Annotated in this window: 16 protein-coding genes; all 16 read left to right on the top strand. The window is 71.2% G+C overall.

Annotated elements, in window-relative coordinates; genetic code table 11:
* The gene (locus tag MB828_RS04790; RefSeq protein ID WP_301647056.1) at positions 1–1,773 is read left to right on the top strand and encodes a DUF5941 domain-containing protein; all 1,773 of its coding nucleotides are present in this window, start codon (positions 1–3) and stop codon (positions 1,771–1,773) included.
* A complete protein-coding gene (locus tag MB828_RS04785; RefSeq protein WP_301647055.1) occupies positions 1,770–2,522 on the top strand; it encodes a phosphocholine cytidylyltransferase family protein in 753 nt (250 codons plus the stop codon). The genes MB828_RS04790 and MB828_RS04785 overlap by 4 nt, the downstream gene beginning before the upstream one ends.
* Positions 2,510–3,571, top strand: a complete 1,062-nt coding sequence (locus MB828_RS04780) for an iron-containing alcohol dehydrogenase family protein (RefSeq protein ID WP_133028572.1) — start codon at positions 2,510–2,512, stop codon at positions 3,569–3,571. The genes MB828_RS04785 and MB828_RS04780 overlap by 13 nt, the downstream gene beginning before the upstream one ends.
* Positions 3,549–4,328, top strand: a complete 780-nt coding sequence (locus tag MB828_RS04775) for a CDP-alcohol phosphatidyltransferase family protein (protein ID WP_133028573.1) — start codon at positions 3,549–3,551, stop codon at positions 4,326–4,328. The genes MB828_RS04780 and MB828_RS04775 overlap by 23 nt, the downstream gene beginning before the upstream one ends.
* Entirely contained in the window at positions 4,325–5,209 is an 885-nt protein-coding gene (locus tag MB828_RS04770; protein WP_133028574.1) for a glycosyltransferase family 2 protein, read from the top strand. Before MB828_RS04775 ends, MB828_RS04770 begins: the two co-directional genes overlap by 4 nt.
* Positions 5,210–5,355: 146 nt before the next feature.
* Positions 5,356–6,285: an ABC transporter permease gene (locus MB828_RS04765; RefSeq protein WP_046728532.1), complete on the top strand. Its 930-nt coding sequence runs from the start codon at positions 5,356–5,358 to the stop codon at positions 6,283–6,285.
* Positions 6,286–6,292: 7 nt separating this feature from the next.
* On the top strand, positions 6,293–7,057 hold the full coding sequence (locus MB828_RS04760) for an ABC transporter ATP-binding protein (protein ID WP_430381329.1): 765 nt from the start codon (positions 6,293–6,295) through the stop codon (positions 7,055–7,057).
* Positions 7,058–7,457: 400 nt separating this feature from the next.
* Entirely contained in the window at positions 7,458–8,360 is a 903-nt protein-coding gene (gene hpnC, locus MB828_RS04755; RefSeq protein WP_301647054.1) for a squalene synthase HpnC, read from the top strand.
* On the top strand, positions 8,357–9,310 hold the full coding sequence (gene hpnD, locus MB828_RS04750) for a presqualene diphosphate synthase HpnD (RefSeq protein ID WP_046728535.1): 954 nt from the start codon (positions 8,357–8,359) through the stop codon (positions 9,308–9,310). The genes hpnC and hpnD overlap by 4 nt, the downstream gene beginning before the upstream one ends.
* Positions 9,310–9,447, top strand: coding sequence for a DUF6380 family protein (locus MB828_RS46805; RefSeq protein ID WP_430381328.1), 138 nt, complete (start codon positions 9,310–9,312; stop codon positions 9,445–9,447). The genes hpnD and MB828_RS46805 overlap by 1 nt, the downstream gene beginning before the upstream one ends.
* Positions 9,444–10,868 carry a hydroxysqualene dehydroxylase HpnE gene (gene hpnE, locus MB828_RS04745; RefSeq protein ID WP_301647053.1) on the top strand — a complete coding sequence of 475 codons (1,425 nt, stop codon included), beginning with the start codon at positions 9,444–9,446 and terminating at the stop codon, positions 10,866–10,868. Before MB828_RS46805 ends, hpnE begins: the two co-directional genes overlap by 4 nt.
* Before the next feature lie 68 nt (positions 10,869–10,936).
* Positions 10,937–12,001, top strand: a complete 1,065-nt coding sequence (locus MB828_RS04740; RefSeq protein WP_301647068.1) for a polyprenyl synthetase family protein — start codon at positions 10,937–10,939, stop codon at positions 11,999–12,001.
* Positions 12,002–12,118: 117 nt separating this feature from the next.
* A complete protein-coding gene (gene shc / locus MB828_RS04735) occupies positions 12,119–14,116 on the top strand; it encodes a squalene--hopene cyclase (protein ID WP_301647052.1) in 1,998 nt (665 codons plus the stop codon).
* Entirely contained in the window at positions 14,117–14,758 is a 642-nt protein-coding gene (locus tag MB828_RS04730) for a 1-hydroxy-2-methyl-2-butenyl 4-diphosphate reductase (protein ID WP_301647051.1), read from the top strand.
* 5 nt (positions 14,759–14,763) lie between these two features.
* Positions 14,764–15,786, top strand: coding sequence for an adenosyl-hopene transferase HpnH (hpnH, locus tag MB828_RS04725; protein WP_123972052.1), 1,023 nt, complete (start codon positions 14,764–14,766; stop codon positions 15,784–15,786).
* A gap of 4 nt (positions 15,787–15,790) precedes the next feature.
* On the top strand, positions 15,791–16,401 hold a 611-nt coding region (locus MB828_RS04720), incomplete at its 3' end, for a flavodoxin-dependent (E)-4-hydroxy-3-methylbut-2-enyl-diphosphate synthase (RefSeq protein ID WP_301647050.1).

Below are 16,401 nucleotides of genomic sequence, written 5' to 3'. Positions count from 1 at the left end.
TTGTCGACCGCCATCGTCACCGGTCAGCCGGTCCCCGGATCGTCACTGGAGAGCGATCTGCGGGCACTCGGCTTCGAGGTACGCCCGGCCGCCGACGCCTCCGACGCCGCGGCCCTCCTCGCGACCGTACCCGGCGACCGGCGGGTCGCCGTGGTCGACGCCCGCTTCGTCGGGCACGCGCACGCCCTGCGCCTCGGTCTCACCGACCCGCGTTTCCCGCTCGCCGCGATCCCCGGCGCCGTCACCGCCCAGCCGGCCGCCCGGCAGGCCCTCACCCTGGCCCTGGCCCGGGAGGCCGCCACGGGCGGCGGTACCGTCCTCGCCGTGGACGGCCTCGTCACCGCCCTGGACGCCGACGTGCACCGCCCCGAGCTGGGCAGCCTGGTCGCCGCCGTGCCCGGGGACCCGCAGACCCGCAACGAGGCACGGCAGGCCGTGGCCGCCGTCGACGACGAGGCCGTCCGCCTGAAGTCGGCCGTGAAGTCCCGCGACGGCTTCTTCACCACCTTCTTCATCAGCCCGTACTCCCGGTACATCGCCCGCTGGTGCGCCCGCCGCGGACTGACCCCCAACCAGGTCACCACCGCCTCCCTGCTCACCGCCCTGATCGCGGCGAGCTGCGCGGCCACCGGCACCCGCGCCGGGTTCGTCGCGGCCGGCGTGCTGCTCATCGCGTCCTTCGTGCTGGACTGCACCGACGGCCAGCTCGCCCGCTACTCGCTCCAGTACTCCACCCTCGGCGCCTGGCTGGACGCCACCTTCGACCGGGCCAAGGAGTACGCCTACTACGCCGGCCTCGCGCTCGGCGCGGCCCGGGGCGGCGACGACGTGTGGGCCCTGGCCCTCGGCGCGATGATCCTCCAGACCTGCCGGCACGTGGTCGACTTCTCCTTCAACGAGGCCAACCACGACGCCACCGCCAACACCAGCCCCACCGCCGCCCTCTCCGACCGGCTCGACAGCGTCGGCTGGACGGTCTGGGTGCGCCGGATGATAGTCCTGCCCATCGGCGAACGGTGGGCCCTGATAGCCGTCCTGACGGCGGCCACGACCCCGCGGATCACCTTCTACGTGCTGCTGGCCGGCTGCGCTCTCGCGGCGACCTACACCACCGCCGGGCGGGTGCTGCGGTCGCTGACCCGCAAGGCCAGGCGGACCGACCGGGCGGCGAAGGCACTGGCGGACCTGGCGGACTGCGGCCCGGTGGCGGCGCTGGCCGCCCGGGTCCTGCCGCGCCGCTCCCTCCTTCCCGCGTTCGTCTGGGCCCTCGCCGGGACCGCCCTGCTGCTCCTCACGGCCTGGTTCGACGGACCCGGCCTGCCGGTCGTCCTGGCCGCCGGCGTCTACGCCCTGATCTCCGGGGAGGCCGTGCGCAGGCCCCTGAAGGGCGCCCTGGACTGGCTGGTCCCGCCCCTCTTCCGCGCCGCCGAGTACGGCACCGTCCTGGTGCTCGCGGCCAAATCGGGGGTGAACGGAGTCCTTCCGGCGGCTTTCGGCCTGGTGGCCGCCGTCGCCTACCATCACTACGACACGGTGTACCGCATCCGCGGTGGCGCCGGGGCACCACCGGCCTGGCTGGTCCGTGCCATCGGGGGGCAGGAGGGCCGGACGCTGCTGGTGGCCGTCCTGGCCGCGGCGCTCACCGCCGCGCAGTTCGAGGTCGCGCTCACGGTCCTCGCCGTGGCCGTGGCCGGGCTGGTGCTCGTCGAGAGCATCCGCTTCTGGGTGTCCGCAGGGGCTCCCGCCGTACACGACGAAGGAGAACCCGCATGATCGGCCTCGTGCTGGCGGCCGGCGCCGGCCGGCGTCTGCGCCCCTACACCGACAGCCTGCCCAAGGCGCTGGTGCCGGTGGGGCCTGCCGGCATAGAGGACTCGATCACCGTTCTCGACCTGACCCTCGGCAACTTCGCCGAGATCGGCCTGACCGAGGTCGCGATCATCGTCGGCTACCGCAAGGAGGCCGTCCACGAGCGCAAGGCGGCCCTGGAGGCGAAGTACGGCCTGAAGCTCACCCTCATCGACAACGACAAGGCCGAGGAGTGGAACAACGCCTACTCCCTGTGGTGCGGCCGTGACGCCCTCAAGGACGGCGTGATCCTCGCCAACGGCGACACCGTGCACCCGGTCTCCGTCGAGAAGACGCTGCTGGCCGCCCGCGGTGACGGCAAGAAGATCATCCTCGCCCTCGACACCGTGAAGTCGCTGGCGGACGAGGAGATGAAGGTCGTCGTCGAGCCCGCCAAGGGCATGACGAAGATCACCAAGCTGATGGACCCCGCCGAGGCGACCGGCGAGTACATCGGCGTCACCCTCATCGAGGGCGACGCCGCGCCCGAGCTCGCCGACGCGCTGAGGACGGTCTGGGAGACCGACCCCCAGCAGTTCTACGAGCACGGCTACCAGGAGCTGGTCAACCGCGGCTTCCGGATCGACGTCGCGCCGATCGGCGACGTCCCGTGGGTCGAGATCGACAACCACGACGACCTCGCCCGGGGACGGGAGATCGCGTGCCAGTACTGACCCGGCTGATCCCCTCACCGGTCGTCGTCGACATCCGCCCGGGTGCCCTCGACGACCTCGCGAGCGTGCTCGCGGACGAACGCATCTCGCACTCCGGCCGGCTCGCCGTCGCCGTCAGCGGCGGCTCCGGCACCAGGCTGCGCGAGCGCGTGGCGCCGAGCCTGCCGGGCGCCACCTGGTACGAGGTCGGCGGCGGCACCCTGGACGACGCGGTCCGGCTGGCCGGCGACATCAGGGCCGGCCGCTACGACGCGGTCGTCGGCCTCGGCGGCGGCAAGATCATCGACTGCGCCAAGTTCGCCGCGGCACGCGTGGGCCTCCCCCTGGTCGCCGTGCCGACGAACCTCGCGCACGACGGCCTGTGCTCGCCGGTCGCCACCCTCGACAACGACGCGGGCCGCGGCTCCTACGGCGTGCCGAACCCGATCGCGGTCGTCATCGACCTCGACGTCATCCGTGAGGCCCCGGCGCGCTTCGTGCGCTCCGGGATCGGTGACGCCGTCTCCAACATCTCGGCGATCGCGGACTGGGAGCTGTCCCACCGCGTCAACGGCGAGAAGATCGACGGTCTGGCGGCCGCCATGGCCCGGCAGGCCGGCGAGGCGGTGCTGCGCCACCCCGGCGGCATCGGGGAGAACGACTTCCTCCAGGTGCTCGCCGAGGCGCTGGTCCTCAGCGGTATCGCCATGTCGGTCTCGGGTGACTCCCGCCCGTCGTCCGGCGCCTGTCACGAGATCAACCACGCCTTCGACCTGCTGTTCCCGAGGCGTGCCGCCAGCCATGGCGAGCAGTGCGGACTCGGCGCGGCCTTCGCGATGTACCTGCGCGGAGCCCACGAGGAGTCCGCGTTCATGGCCGACGTGCTGCGCCGGCACGGTCTGCCGGTGCTGCCGGAGGAGATCGGCTTCACCGTGGACGAGTTCGTCCGGGTCGTGGAGTTCGCTCCGGAGACCAGGCCCGGCCGGTACACCATTCTCGAACACCTCGACCTCAAGACCCACCAGATCAAGGACTTCTACGTCGACTATGTCAAGGCCATCGGTAGCTGAACTCCGTCCGGTCGTACACCCCGTGGGGGTCAAGGACCGGCGCAGCGGTGAGCACTGGATGGGGCGCCTCTACATGCGTGAGGTGTCCCTGCGGGTCGACCGCTACCTGGTGAACACCAGGGTCACGCCCAACCAGCTCACGTACCTGATGACCGTCTTCGGCGTGCTCGCGTGCCCGGCCCTGCTGGTGCCGGGCATCTGGGGCGCCGTGCTCGGCGTGGTGTGCGTCCAGATGTACCTGCTGCTCGACTGCGTCGACGGCGAGGTCGCGCGCTGGAAGCAGCAGTACTCGCTGGGCGGGGTCTACCTCGACCGGGTCGGGGCCTACCTCACCGACGCGGCCGTCCTCGTCGGACTCGGGCTGCGCGCCGCCGACCTGTTCGGCAGCGGCCGTATCGACTGGCTCTGGGCCTTCCTCGGCACCCTGGCCGCGCTCGGCGCCATCCTGATCAAGGCCGAGACCGACCTGGTCGGCGTGGCCCGCCACCAGGCCGGGCTGCCCGTGGTCAAGGAGGCCGCCGCCGAGATGCGCTCCTCCGGCATGGCGCTGGCCCGCCGGGCCGCCGCCCTGTTCCGGTTCCACCGGCTGATCCTCGGCATCGAGGCCTCGCTGCTGATCCTGCTGCTCGCCGTCGCCGACCACTTCCACGGCGACCTCTTCTGGACCCGGCTCGGCACCGCCGTGCTCGCCGGCATCGCGCTGCTCCAGACCCTGCTGCACCTGGTCTCCGTCCTCGCCTCGAGCAGGCTGCGGTGAGCGCCGGGCTGAAGGTCGGCGCGGTCGTCATCACCATGGGCAACCGCCCCGACGAGCTGCGCGCCCTGCTCGACTCGGTCGCCAAGCAGGACGGCGAGCGGGTCGAGGTGGTCGTCGTCGGCAACGGCTCGCCCGTCCCGGACGTCCCCACCGGCGTCCGCACCCTGGAGCTCCCCGAGAACCTCGGCATCCCCGGCGGACGCAACGTCGGCATAGAGGCCTTCGGACCCAGCGGCCGCGACGTCGACATATTGCTCTTCCTCGACGACGACGGCCTGCTCCCCGAGCACGACACCGCCGAGCTGTGCCGGCAGGCCTTCGCCACCGACCCGAAGCTCGGCATCATCAGCTTCCGCATCGCCGACCCGGACACCGGCGAGACCCAGCGCCGGCACGTGCCGAGGCTCAGGGCCTCCGACCCGATGCGCTCCTCCCGGGTCACCACCTTCCTCGGCGGTGCCAACGCCGTCCGCACCCAGGTCCTCGCCGAGGTCGGCGGCCTGCCGGACGAGTTCTTCTACGCCCACGAGGAGACCGACCTGGCCTGGCGCGCCCTCGACGCCGGCTGGATGATCGACTACCGCTCCGACATGGTGCTCTTCCACCCCACGACCGCCCCCTCCCGGCACGCGGTCTACCACCGGATGGTCGCCCGCAACCGGGTCTGGCTGGCCCGGCGCAACCTGCCCGCCCCGCTGGTCCCCGTCTACCTGGGCGTCTGGCTGCTGCTGACCCTGGTGCGCCGCCCCTCCCGCCCGGCCCTGCAGGCCTGGTTCGCCGGCTTCCGGGAGGGCTGGACCAGCCCGTGCGGGCCCCGCCGCCCGATGCGCTGGCGGACCGTGTGGAAGCTCACGCGACTGGGCCGTCCCCCGGTGATCTGACAAGCTCGAAGGGGTGCGGCCGGGACGGCCGCCCGCTCGGGGCCGTATCCGCTCGCGGATACGTGTCGCGTCCGGTAGCACAATTCCGTAAGCCATGAGTAAGACGAACCTGAGTAAGACGAACCTGAGGACGAAGGCTTCCACCCTTGAGTGAGACAACGCATGACGGCGGGATCGCGGTGAGCGCGGTGCCGGCGCCCGACGAGGGCCTCACGGCGGCGCAGCTGGCCGCCAAGTACGGGCTCGCGGTGAGCGGCGCCCGGCCCTCGCTCGTCGAGTACGTACGCCAGCTCTGGGGCCGTCGCCACTTCATCCTGGCCTTCTCCCAGGCGAAGCTCACCGCGCAGTACAGCCAGGCCAAGCTCGGTCAGCTCTGGCAGGTGGCCACACCTCTGCTGAACGCGGCCGTGTACTACTTCATCTTCGGTGTCATCCTGCACGCCAGCCGCGGGATGTCGCAGGACGTGTACATCCCGTTCCTGGTGACCGGTGTCTTCACCTTCACCTTCACGCAGAGCTCGATCATGACGGGTGTCCGCGCGATCTCCGGCAATCTCGGGCTGGTGCGCGCGCTGCACTTCCCGCGTGCCTCGCTGCCGGTCTCCTTCGCCCTCCAGCAGCTCCAGCAGCTGCTGTTCTCGATGATCGTCATGGTCGCCGTGGTGGTCGGGTTCGGCAGCCGCCCGGGTCTGTCGTGGGTCCTGGTCGTGCCGATCCTGTTCCTGCTGTTCCTGTTCAACACCGGGCTGGCGCTGATCGTGGCCCGGATGGGCGCCAAGACGCCGGACCTCGCCCAGCTGCTGCCGTTCGTCCTGCGCACCTGGATGTACATGTCCGGCGTGATGTTCTCGATCACCAAGATGATGGAGGGCCGGCCGGAGTGGGCGCGTACGCTCCTCCAGCTCAACCCGGCCACCGTCTACATGGACCTGATGCGCTTCGCCCTCATCGACGGCTACGGCGCCTCGAACCTCCCGCCGCACGTCTGGGCCGTCGCCCTGGCCTGGGCGGTGGCCGTCTTCGGTGGCGGATTCGTGTACTTCTGGAAGGCGGAGGAGCGGTACGGCCGTGGCTGAGCAGACCATGGGGGAGCGGATCCCCACCGTCATCGCGGAGGACGTGCACATCGTCTACCGCGTCAACGGCGCCAAGACCGGCAAGGGCAGCGCGACCTCGGCCCTCAGCCGTATCGTCCGGCGCGGCGACGAGCGGGGCGTCCGCAAGGTGCACGCGGTCCGCGGGGTCTCCTTCATCGCCTACCGGGGCGAGGCGATCGGCCTGATCGGGTCCAACGGCTCCGGCAAGTCCACCCTGCTGCGCGCCATCGCCGGCCTGCTGCCCGCCGAGAAGGGCAGGGTCTACACCAACGGCCAGCCCTCGCTGCTCGGCGTCAACGCGGCCCTCATGAACGACCTCACCGGCGAGCGCAACGTCATCCTCGGCGGTCTCGCCATGGGCATGTCCCGCGAGGACATCCGAACCCGCTACCAGGAGATCGTCGACTTCTCGGGCATCAACGACAAGGGCGACTTCATCACCCTGCCCATGCGCACCTACTCGTCCGGCATGGCGGCCCGGCTCCGGTTCTCCATCGCCGCCGCCAAGGACCACGACGTCCTGATGATCGACGAGGCGCTGGCCACCGGTGACGCGGCGTTCCGCAGGCGCTCCGAGGACCGGATCCGCGAGCTCCGCGAGCACGCCGGCACGGTGTTCCTGGTCAGCCACAACAACAAGTCCATCCGTGACACGTGCGACCGGGTCCTGTGGCTGGAGCGCGGGGAGCTGCGGATGGACGGGCCTACCGAAGAGGTGCTCAAGGAGTACGAGAAGTTCACGGGGAAGTAGCCCCCGGTCCACGGGAGGCAACCCGATTCCACGGGCGGGCGCCCGGTTTCGGCCAGGGCCCCGGCGGAACCTTCCGGCGGGGCCCGGCGTCTGCAAAGGAAACGTCAACTCCGGCCCGCCTTAGGAATCTTGACGCCAATCGGTGTGTTGTTGTGATCTGCGGGACACCCCGACGAACCTCGATGCGTTGTACAACGTAAGCTGTACCGGTCCCCGAAAGCGGCAAGTGGGGCGATAATGCACGACACCCTGCGCCGGGCCGCCCTGCGGACTTGTGGGCGGCGTGTCCGAAATAGTGTGTATTGGGTCGGCAGTGTAGAACGGGAGATGTGACGGCAATGGCTACGGAAACTCCCCAGCTCAACGCAGGCCGCGCCGTCCTCGCCCCGGGCAGCGGACGGTGACCGCACCCGCCCCGGCGCGGACCGGAGACGCGGAGCGCGGCACGCTGGCCAAGGCCGCGGCCGAGAACTTCCCCGTGGCCCCGTTCTTCCTGCCGAAGGCCTGGCGCGACGACCTGATGGCGGTGTACGGATTCGCCCGCCTCGTCGACGACATCGGCGACGGCGACCTGGCCCCCGGCGGTGCCGACGCGCGTCTGCTCGGAGTGTCCGACGCGGAGGCCGAGGACCGCCTGGTGCTGCTCGACGCCTTCGAGGCCGACCTCCGCCGTGTCTTCGACGCCACCCCGCGCCACCCGCTGCTGCGCCGCCTCCAGCCGACCGTGCGCCGCCGCTCCCTCACCCCCGAGCCGTTCCTCGGGCTGATCGCCGCCAACCGCCAGGACCAGGTCGTCAAGCGGTACGAGACCTACGACGACCTGCTCGCCTACTGCGAGTTGTCCGCCAACCCCGTCGGCCGCCTGGTCCTCGCCGTCACCGGCACCTCGACCCCCGAGCGGATCCGGCTCTCCGACGCGATCTGCACCGCCCTGCAGATCGTCGAACACCTCCAGGACGTGGCCGAGGACCTCGGCCGCGACCGTATCTATCTGCCCGCCGTGGACATGAAGCGCTTTCACGTCCAGGAGGCGGATCTCGCCAGGAAAACCACGGGCGCATCGGTGCGTGCACTGGTTGCATACGAAGCACAACGCGCCGGTGCTCTCCTGAATGAAGGCGCCCCCCTTGTGGGTAGCGTCCACGGCAGGTTGAAGCTGCTGCTCGCGGGGTTCGTGGCGGGGGGAAGGGCGGCGATCGGCGCGATCGCCGCCGCCGAATACGACGTACTTCCCGGCCCGCCCAAGCCCGGCAAGGGCCGGTTGCTGCGTGAGGTGGGCGTGACTCTGCGAGGAGAGGGGTGATCCGGACCGTGGACTCTCCCACACACGTGTCCGCACCGGTACTCGCCGCCTACAGCTACTGCGAGACCGTCACCGGACAGCAGGCACGGAACTTCGCCTACGGCATCAGGCTGCTCCCGGCGCCGAAGCGGCGCGCCATGTCCGCGCTCTACGCCTTTTCCCGGCGGGTGGACGACATCGGGGACGGCACGCTGGCGGACGACGTGAAGGCGGCCCGCCTGGAGGACACCCGGGCGCTGCTCGCCCGGGTCCAGGAGGGCGCGGTCGGCGAGGACGACACCGACCCCGTCGCGGTCGCCCTCGCGCACGCCGCCCAGGCCTTTCCGATCCCGCTCGGTGGCCTGGACGAGCTGATCGACGGCGTGCTGATGGACGTACGCGGTGAGACCTACGAGACCTGGGACGACCTCAAGGTCTACTGCCGCTGTGTGGCCGGTGCCATCGGCCGGCTCTCACTCGGTGTGTTCGGTACCGAACCAGGGGCGCGTGGCGTCGAGCGCGCGCCGGAGTACGCGGACACGCTCGGGCTCGCGCTCCAGCTCACCAACATCCTCCGGGACATCCGCGAGGACGCCGGCAACGGCCGTACCTATCTGCCCCAGGACGACCTCGCCAAGTTCGGCTGTTCGGCCGGGTTCCACGGACCGACCCCGCCCGAGGGCTCGGACTTCGCGGGCCTCGTGCACTTCGAAGTACGGCGTGCCCGTGCCCTTTTCGCCGAGGGCTACCGGCTGCTCCCCATGCTCGACCGGCGCAGCGGCGCCTGCGTCGCCGCCATGGCCGGCATCTACCGCCGCCTGCTCGACCGCATCGAGCGCGAACCGGAGGCGGTGCTGCGCGGCCGGGTCTCGCTGCCCGGACACGAGAAGGCGTACGTCGCCGTACGTGGCCTGTCCGGGATCGACACCCGGCGGCACACCTCCCGGCTGACCGCCAGGAGGCGTGCCTGATGGGCGAGGCGGACCGGGGCGAAACCGCCGGAGGGAAACGGCAGGCAACCCTCCGGGGCGGCCTGGCGTCCCTGACTGCGACGGTCTGCCCCGGCCGGTTCCGGCCACGCGACGGGCAGGCGGGAGAGGGCGCATGAAGAGTGACGGCACGCGGTCCGAAGGGACGCACGACGACATCCCGTCCGGGCGCACCGCCGTCGTGGTCGGCGGCGGCCTCGCGGGCGTCACGGCGGCGCTCGCGCTCGCCGACGCGGGGGTGCGCGTCACCCTGCTCGAAGGCAGGCCGAGACTCGGCGGGCTCGCCTTCTCCTTCCAGCGCGGCGACCTGACTGTCGACAACGGCCAGCACGTGTACCTGCGTTGCTGCACCGCCTACCGCTGGTTCCTCGACCGCGTCGAGGGCACGGCGCTGGCACCGCTGCAGGACCGGCTCGACGTGCCCGTGCTCGATCTCGCCAAGCCCGAGGGGCGGCGCCTGGGCAGGCTCCGTCGCGACCCGCTGCCCGTACCCCTGCATCTGGGGCGCAGCCTGGCCGCCTATCCGCACCTCTCGCTCGCCGAGCGGGCCAGGGTCGGACGCGCCGCGCTCGCGCTCAAGGGACTGGACCTCGCCGATCCGAGCCTGGACGCACAGGACTTCGGCAGCTGGCTGGCCGCCCACGGCCAGTCGGCGCGTGCCGTCGAGGCCCTGTGGGACCTGGTCGGGGTCGCCACCCTCAACGCGGTCGCGGGCGACGCCTCACTGGGGCTCGCCGCGATGGTGTTCAAGACCGGTCTGCTGTCCGCCCCGGGCGCGGCCGACATCGGCTGGGCCCATGTGCCGCTGGGCGAACTGCACGACCGGCTGGCCCGCAAGGCGCTCGACTCCGCGGGCGTGCGTACCGAGGTCCGTACACGCGTCACCTCCGTCTCCACTAACGAGAACGGGAGCTGGAACGTTCAGGTTCCCGGCGAGACGCTCACCGCGGACGCCGTGGTGCTCGCCACCGCCCAGCGCGAGGCCCACGACCTGCTGCCCGCCGGCGCCCTCGACGCCCCCGGGAACCTGCTGGAGATCGGCACCGCGCCGATCCTCAACGTCCATGTGGTCTACGACCGTACGGTGCTCACCAAGCCGTTCTTCGCGGCCCTCGGCTCCCCGGTCCAGTGGGTGTTCGACCGCACCCACGCCTCGGGGCTGCGGGAGGGACAGTACCTCGCGCTGTCCCAGTCGGCCGCCCAGGACGAGATCGACGCACCCGTGGCCGTACTGCGCGAGCGGTATCTGCCCGAACTGGAACGGCTGTTGCCCGGCGCGCGCGGCGCCGGGGTGCGGGACTTCTTCGTGACCCGCGAGCGCACCGCGACGTTCGCCCCCACCCCCGGCGTCGGGCGGCTGCGGCCCGGCGCCCGCACCAAGGCCCCCGGCCTGTACCTGGCCGGAGCGTGGACCGCCACCGGGTGGCCCGCGACCATGGAGAGTGCGGTCCGCAGCGGTGTCCTCGCGGCCGACGCCGCGTTGAACACCCTGGGCCGGCCCCGCCCCCGCCACCTCTTCGAGTTCGAGGAGGCGGCGTGACACTCGACCAGCGGGTGGCAGGCCTCCGCACCCCCGGTACCGCAACAAGAGGAGAAACTGTGCCCACTGTGCCCCCGGCCGAGAAGGCCGATCGAGAGACCGCAGTGGACGTGACCGCGCTCCTGGAACGCGGCCGGACCCTTGCCACACCGGTACTGCGGGCGGCCGTCGACCGCCTGGCCTCTCCCATGGACACCGTCGCCGCCTACCACTTCGGCTGGATCGACGCCGAGGGCAACCCCGCGGACGGGGACGGCGGCAAGGCCGTACGCCCCGCCCTCGCCGTGCTCTCCGCCGAGGTCACCGGCGCCGCCCCCGAGGTCGGCATCCCCGGCGCCGTCGCCGTCGAACTCGTCCACAACTTCTCCCTGCTGCACGACGACCTGATGGACGGCGACGAACAGCGCCGCCACCGTGACACCGTCTGGAAGGTGCACGGCCCCGCCCAGGCCATCCTGGTCGGCGACGCGCTCTTCGCCCTCGCCAACGAGATCCTCCTCGAACTCGGCACCGCCGAGGCCGGCCGGGCCACCCGCCGGCTCACCACCGCCACCCGCGCCCTCATCGACGGCCAGGCCCAGGACATCTCCTACGAGCACCGCGACCGGGTCAGCGTCGAGGAGTGCCTGGAGATGGAGGGCAACAAGACCGGCGCCCTGCTCGCCGCCTCCAGCTCCATCGGCGCCGTGCTCGGCGGCGCCGACGACCGCACCGCCGACACCCTGGAGCGGTACGGCTACCACCTCGGCCTCGCCTTCCAGGCCGTCGACGACCTGCTCGGCATCTGGGGCGACCCGGAGTCCACCGGCAAGCAGACCTGGAGCGACCTGCGCCAGCGCAAGAAGTCCCTGCCGGTCGTCGCCGCGCTCGCGGCGGGCGGTCAGGCCTCCGAGCGGCTCGGCCAGATCCTCGCCGCCGACGCCAAGAGCAGCGACTTCGAGAACTTCTCCGAGGAGGAGTTCGCGGCCCGCGCCGCCCTCATCGAGGAGGCCGGCGGCCGCGAGTGGACCGCCGAAGAGGCGCGCCGCCAGCACACCATCGCCATCGAGGCCCTGCACGCCGTCGACATGCCCGACCGGGTACGGGCTCAGTTCACGGCGCTGGCCGACTTCGTCGTCGTACGAAAGAGATGATCACTATCGGTCGAATAACCCTCGCGTAGTCGCCGGCCGGTGCGAGCGCGCAGCCAGCACCGGCCGACGGCGGACCCACAGCAGAACGATTTCGCACGACTGCACGAAGGGGAAGCCATGACAGCGACGACCGACGGAAGCACCGGGGCCACCCTGCCGCCCCGGGCCGACTCGGCCAGCACCGGACTCGAACTCACCACCCCCGTGGCGGCCGGGGTGCAAGAAGCCGCCGAACGCGCGGTACGGCGCGCCACCGACAAGCTGCTCGCCCTCCAGGACGCCGAGGGCTGGTGGAAGGGCGACCTGGAGACCAACGTCACCATGGACGCCGAGGACCTGCTGCTCCGTCAGTTCCTGGGCATCCGCGACGAGTCCACCACCGCCGCGGCCGCGCTCTTCATCCGTGGCGAGCAGCGCGCGGACGGCACCTGGGCCACCTTCTACGGCGGCCCCGGCGAACTCTCCACCACCATCGAGGCGTACGTCGCCCTGCGGCTCGCCGGCGACGCGCCCGACGCACCGCACATGGCGAAGGCGTCGGCCTGGATCCGGGAACGCGGCGGGATCGCCGCCGCCCGGGTCTTCACCCGGATCTGGCTGGCCCTGTTCGGCTGGTGGAAATGGGAGGACCTGCCCGAACTCCCGCCCGAACTCCTGTACTTCCCCAAGTGGTTCCCGCTCAGCATCTACAACTTCGGCCAGTGGGCCCGGCAGACGATCGTGCCGCTCACCGTCGTCTCGGCGAAGCGCCCGGTACGTCCCGCGCCCTTCCCGCTGGACGAGCTGCACACCGACCCGGCGGACCCCAACCCGGCCCGCCCGCTGGCCCCGCCCACCACCTGGGAGGGCCTGTTCCAGCGGCTCGACAAGGTGGTCCGCGGCTACCGCAGGGTCGCGGTGCGCCGGCTCCGCGGCTCCGCGCTGAACTCGGCGGCCCGCTGGATCGTGGAACGGCAGGAGAACGACGGCGCCTGGGGCGGCATCCAGCCCCCGGCCGTGTACTCGGTGATCGCGCTCCACCTGCTCGGCTACGACCTCGAACACCCCGTGATGCGCGCCGGCCTGGAGTCGCTGGATCGTTACGCCGTGTGGCGCGAGGACGGCGCCCGGATGATCGAGGCCTGCCAGTCGCCGGTGTGGGACACCTGTCTCGCGGCCATCGCGCTCGCCGACGCCGGGCTGCCCGCCGACCACCCGCAACTCGTCAAGGCCGCCGACTGGATGCTCGGCGAGCAGATCGTCCGGCCCGGCGACTGGGCCGTCAAACGCCCCCAGCTCCCGCCGGGCGGCTGGGCGTTCGAGTTCCACAACGACAACTACCCCGACATCGACGACACCGCCGAGGTCGTCCTCGCGCTGCGCCGCATCAGACACCACGACCCCGAGCGGATGGAGAAGGCCATCGGGCGCGGGGTGCGCTGGAACCTCGGCATGCAGTCGAAGAACGGCGCCTGGGGCGCCTTCGACGTCGACAACACCAGCCCGTTCCCCAACCGGCTGCCGTTCTGCGACTTCGGCGAGGTCATCGACCCCCCGTCGGCCGACGTCACCGCGCACGTCGTGGAGATGCTCGCCTTCGAGGGCATGGCCCACGACCCGCGCACCCGGCGCGGCATCGAGTGGCTGCTCGCCGAACAGGAGCCGGACGGCTCGTGGTTCGGCCGCTGGGGCGTCAACTACGTCTACGGCACCGGGTCCGTGGTGCCCGCCCTCACCGCGGCCGGACTGCCCGCCTCGCACCCGGCGATCCGCCGCGCGGTCACCTGGCTGGAGAACGTCCAGAACGACGACGGCGGCTGGGGCGAGGACCTGCGCTCCTACAAGCACGTCGGCGAGTGGAGCGGGCGCGGTGCCTCCACCGCCTCCCAGACGGCATGGGCGCTGATGGCGCTGCTGGCGGCGGGGGAGCGGGACGGCAAGGCCGTGGAGCGGGGCGTGCGGTGGCTCGCCGAGACCCAGCGGGAGGACGGCTCCTGGGACGAGCCGTATTTCACCGGCACCGGTTTCCCCTGGGACTTCTCCATCAACTACCACCTGTACCGGCAGGTCTTCCCGCTCACCGCGCTCGGCCGCTACGTCCACGGCGAGCCGACTCCCGAGGCCGAGAGGAGCTGAATGAGCACCACGCCCGCTCCGGCCCCGCTGCTGATCGCCTGCGCGCTCGGCATCGAGCACCTCGCCCTGCGCGCCGGCGAACGCGGCGGCGCGGACGGGCCGGTCACCGTGCTGCGCACCGGCATGGGACCCAGGGCGGCGGAACGGTCCGTCACCCGCGTCCTGGCCGACCCGGCGCTGTCCGGCGCCGCCGTGCTGGCCACCGGTTTCTGCGCCGGACTCGCCCCCGGCATGCACCCCGGCGACCTGGTCGTCGCCGAGGAGGCCCGGGACCCGCGCGGCAGCGTGCCGTGCGTCGGCACCGAACTCCTCGTGAAGGAACTCGTACGGACCCTGCCCGGCCGCACCGTCCACACCGGCCCGGTCACCGGCTCCGACCACGTCGTCCGCGGTCACGAACGGTCCGACCTGTTCGCGACCGGCGCGATCGCGGTCGACATGGAGTCGGCGGCCACCCTGCTGAGCGCCGTACGCGCCGGCGAGCGCCCGGTTGCGGCCGTACGAGTGGTCGTGGACGCTCCTGAACATGAACTCGTCCGGATCGGCACGGTGCGCGGTGGAATATCGGCTTTCCGCGTTCTTCGATCCGTTCTTCCAGCTTTCTTCGAATGGCACCGTTCTTTGCTGCTCCCCCGGAGGTGAGCCAGATGGCCATGCCGCTGCGCCAGTCGATCAAGGTCGCTACCTACTTGGCTGAACAGAAGCTTCGCAAGCGGGACAAGTTCCCGCTGATCGTGGAGCTGGAACCGCTCTTCGCGTGCAACCTGAAATGCGAGGGGTGCGGCAAGATCCAGCATCCGGCAGGGGTGTTGAAGCAGCGCATGCCGGTCGCACAGGCCGTCGGAGCGGTGCTGGAGTCCGGTGCGCCGATGGTGTCCATCGCGGGCGGCGAACCGCTGATGCACCCTCAGATCGACGAGATCGTGCGCCAGTTGGTGGCGAAGCGGAAGTACGTCTTCCTGTGCACCAACGCGATGCTGCTCCGCAAGAAGATGGACAAGTTCACGCCGTCACCGTACTTCGCGTTCGCGGTGCACATCGACGGGCTCCGCGAGCGGCACGACGAGTCGGTGGCCAAGGAGGGCGTGTTCGACGAGGCCGTGGCGGCCATCAAGGAGGCCAAGCGGCGCGGCTTCCGGGTGACCACCAACTCGACCTTCTTCAACACGGACACCCCGCAGACCATCGTCGAGGTGCTCAACTTCCTCAACGACGACCTCAAGGTCGACGAGATGATGATCTCGCCCGCCTACGCCTACGAGAAGGCCCCCGACCAGGAGCACTTCCTCGGCGTCGAGCAGACCCGCGAACTGTTCAAGAAGGCGTTCGCCGGCGGCAACCGGAAGAAGTGGCGGCTCAACCACTCCCCGCTCTTCCTGGACTTCCTGGAGGGCAAGGTCGACTTCCCCTGCACGGCCTGGGCGATCCCCAACTACTCGCTCTTCGGCTGGCAGCGCCCCTGCTACCTGATGAGCGACGGGTACGTGCCGACGTACCGGGAACTCATCGAGAAGACCGACTGGGACAAGTACGGCCGCGGCAAGGACCCGCGCTGCGCCAACTGCATGGCGCACTGCGGCTACGAGCCCACCGCCGTGCTCGCCACCATGGGATCCCTGAAGGAGTCGCTGCGCGCGATGCGCGAGACGGTCTCCGGGAACCGGGAGTGACGGCATGACCGCAGTCTCCCTGGGCCTCCCGGAGGTCCCGGCCCGGCCGGTGGCCGAGCGCCGGGTGTCCCGGCAGATCCATGTGGGCCCGGTGCCGGTCGGCGGCGGCGCCCCGGTGTCCGTGCAGTCGATGACCACGACCCGCACCTCGGACATCGGCGCCACCCTCCAGCAGATCGCCGAGCTGACGGCGTCCGGCTGCCAGATCGTCCGGGTGGCCTGTCCCACGCAGGACGACGCGGACGCCCTCGCGACCATCGCGAGGAAGTCGCAGATCCCGGTCATCGCGGACATCCACTTCCAGCCGAAGTACGTGTTCGCGGCGATCGAGGCCGGCTGTGCGGCGGTGCGTGTGAACCCGGGCAACATCAAGCAGTTCGACGACAAGGTCAAGGAGATCGCGAAGGCGGCCAAGGACCACGGCACGCCGATCCGTATCGGTGTCAACGCCGGTTCCCTGGACCGCCGGCTGCTCCAGAAGTACGGCAAGGCGACCCCCGAGGCGCTGGTCGAGTCGGCGCTGTGGGAGGCGTCCCTCTTCGAGGAGCACGACTTCCGGGACATCAAGATCTCCGTGAAGCACAACGACCCGGTCGTGATGATCGAGGCGTACCG

Origin of the sequence: Streptomyces arenae (genome assembly GCF_022343545.1) — a bacterium.
Lineage (GTDB): Bacteria > Actinomycetota > Actinomycetes > Streptomycetales > Streptomycetaceae > Streptomyces > Streptomyces humi.
Note: the sequence above shows the minus strand (reverse complement) of the source record. Positions and strands in the feature narration are given on the sequence as shown.

Excerpts from the sequence above, each read along its gene's own strand:
- MB828_RS04785 (WP_301647055.1), top strand. The coding sequence starts at position 1,770 with ATGATCGGCCTCGTGCTGGCGGCCGGCGCCGGCCGGCGTCTGCGCCCC.
- MB828_RS04775 (WP_133028573.1), top strand. The coding sequence starts at position 3,549 with ATGTCAAGGCCATCGGTAGCTGAACTCCGTCCGGTCGTACACCCCGTG.
- MB828_RS04760 (WP_430381329.1), top strand. The coding sequence starts at position 6,293 with ATGGGGGAGCGGATCCCCACCGTCATCGCGGAGGACGTGCACATCGTC.
- MB828_RS46805 (WP_430381328.1), top strand. The coding sequence starts at position 9,310 with ATGGGCGAGGCGGACCGGGGCGAAACCGCCGGAGGGAAACGGCAGGCA.
- hpnE (WP_301647053.1), top strand. The coding sequence starts at position 9,444 with ATGAAGAGTGACGGCACGCGGTCCGAAGGGACGCACGACGACATCCCG.
- shc (WP_301647052.1), top strand. The coding sequence starts at position 12,119 with ATGACAGCGACGACCGACGGAAGCACCGGGGCCACCCTGCCGCCCCGG.
- MB828_RS04730 (WP_301647051.1), top strand. The coding sequence starts at position 14,117 with ATGAGCACCACGCCCGCTCCGGCCCCGCTGCTGATCGCCTGCGCGCTC.
- hpnH (WP_123972052.1), top strand. The coding sequence starts at position 14,764 with ATGGCCATGCCGCTGCGCCAGTCGATCAAGGTCGCTACCTACTTGGCT.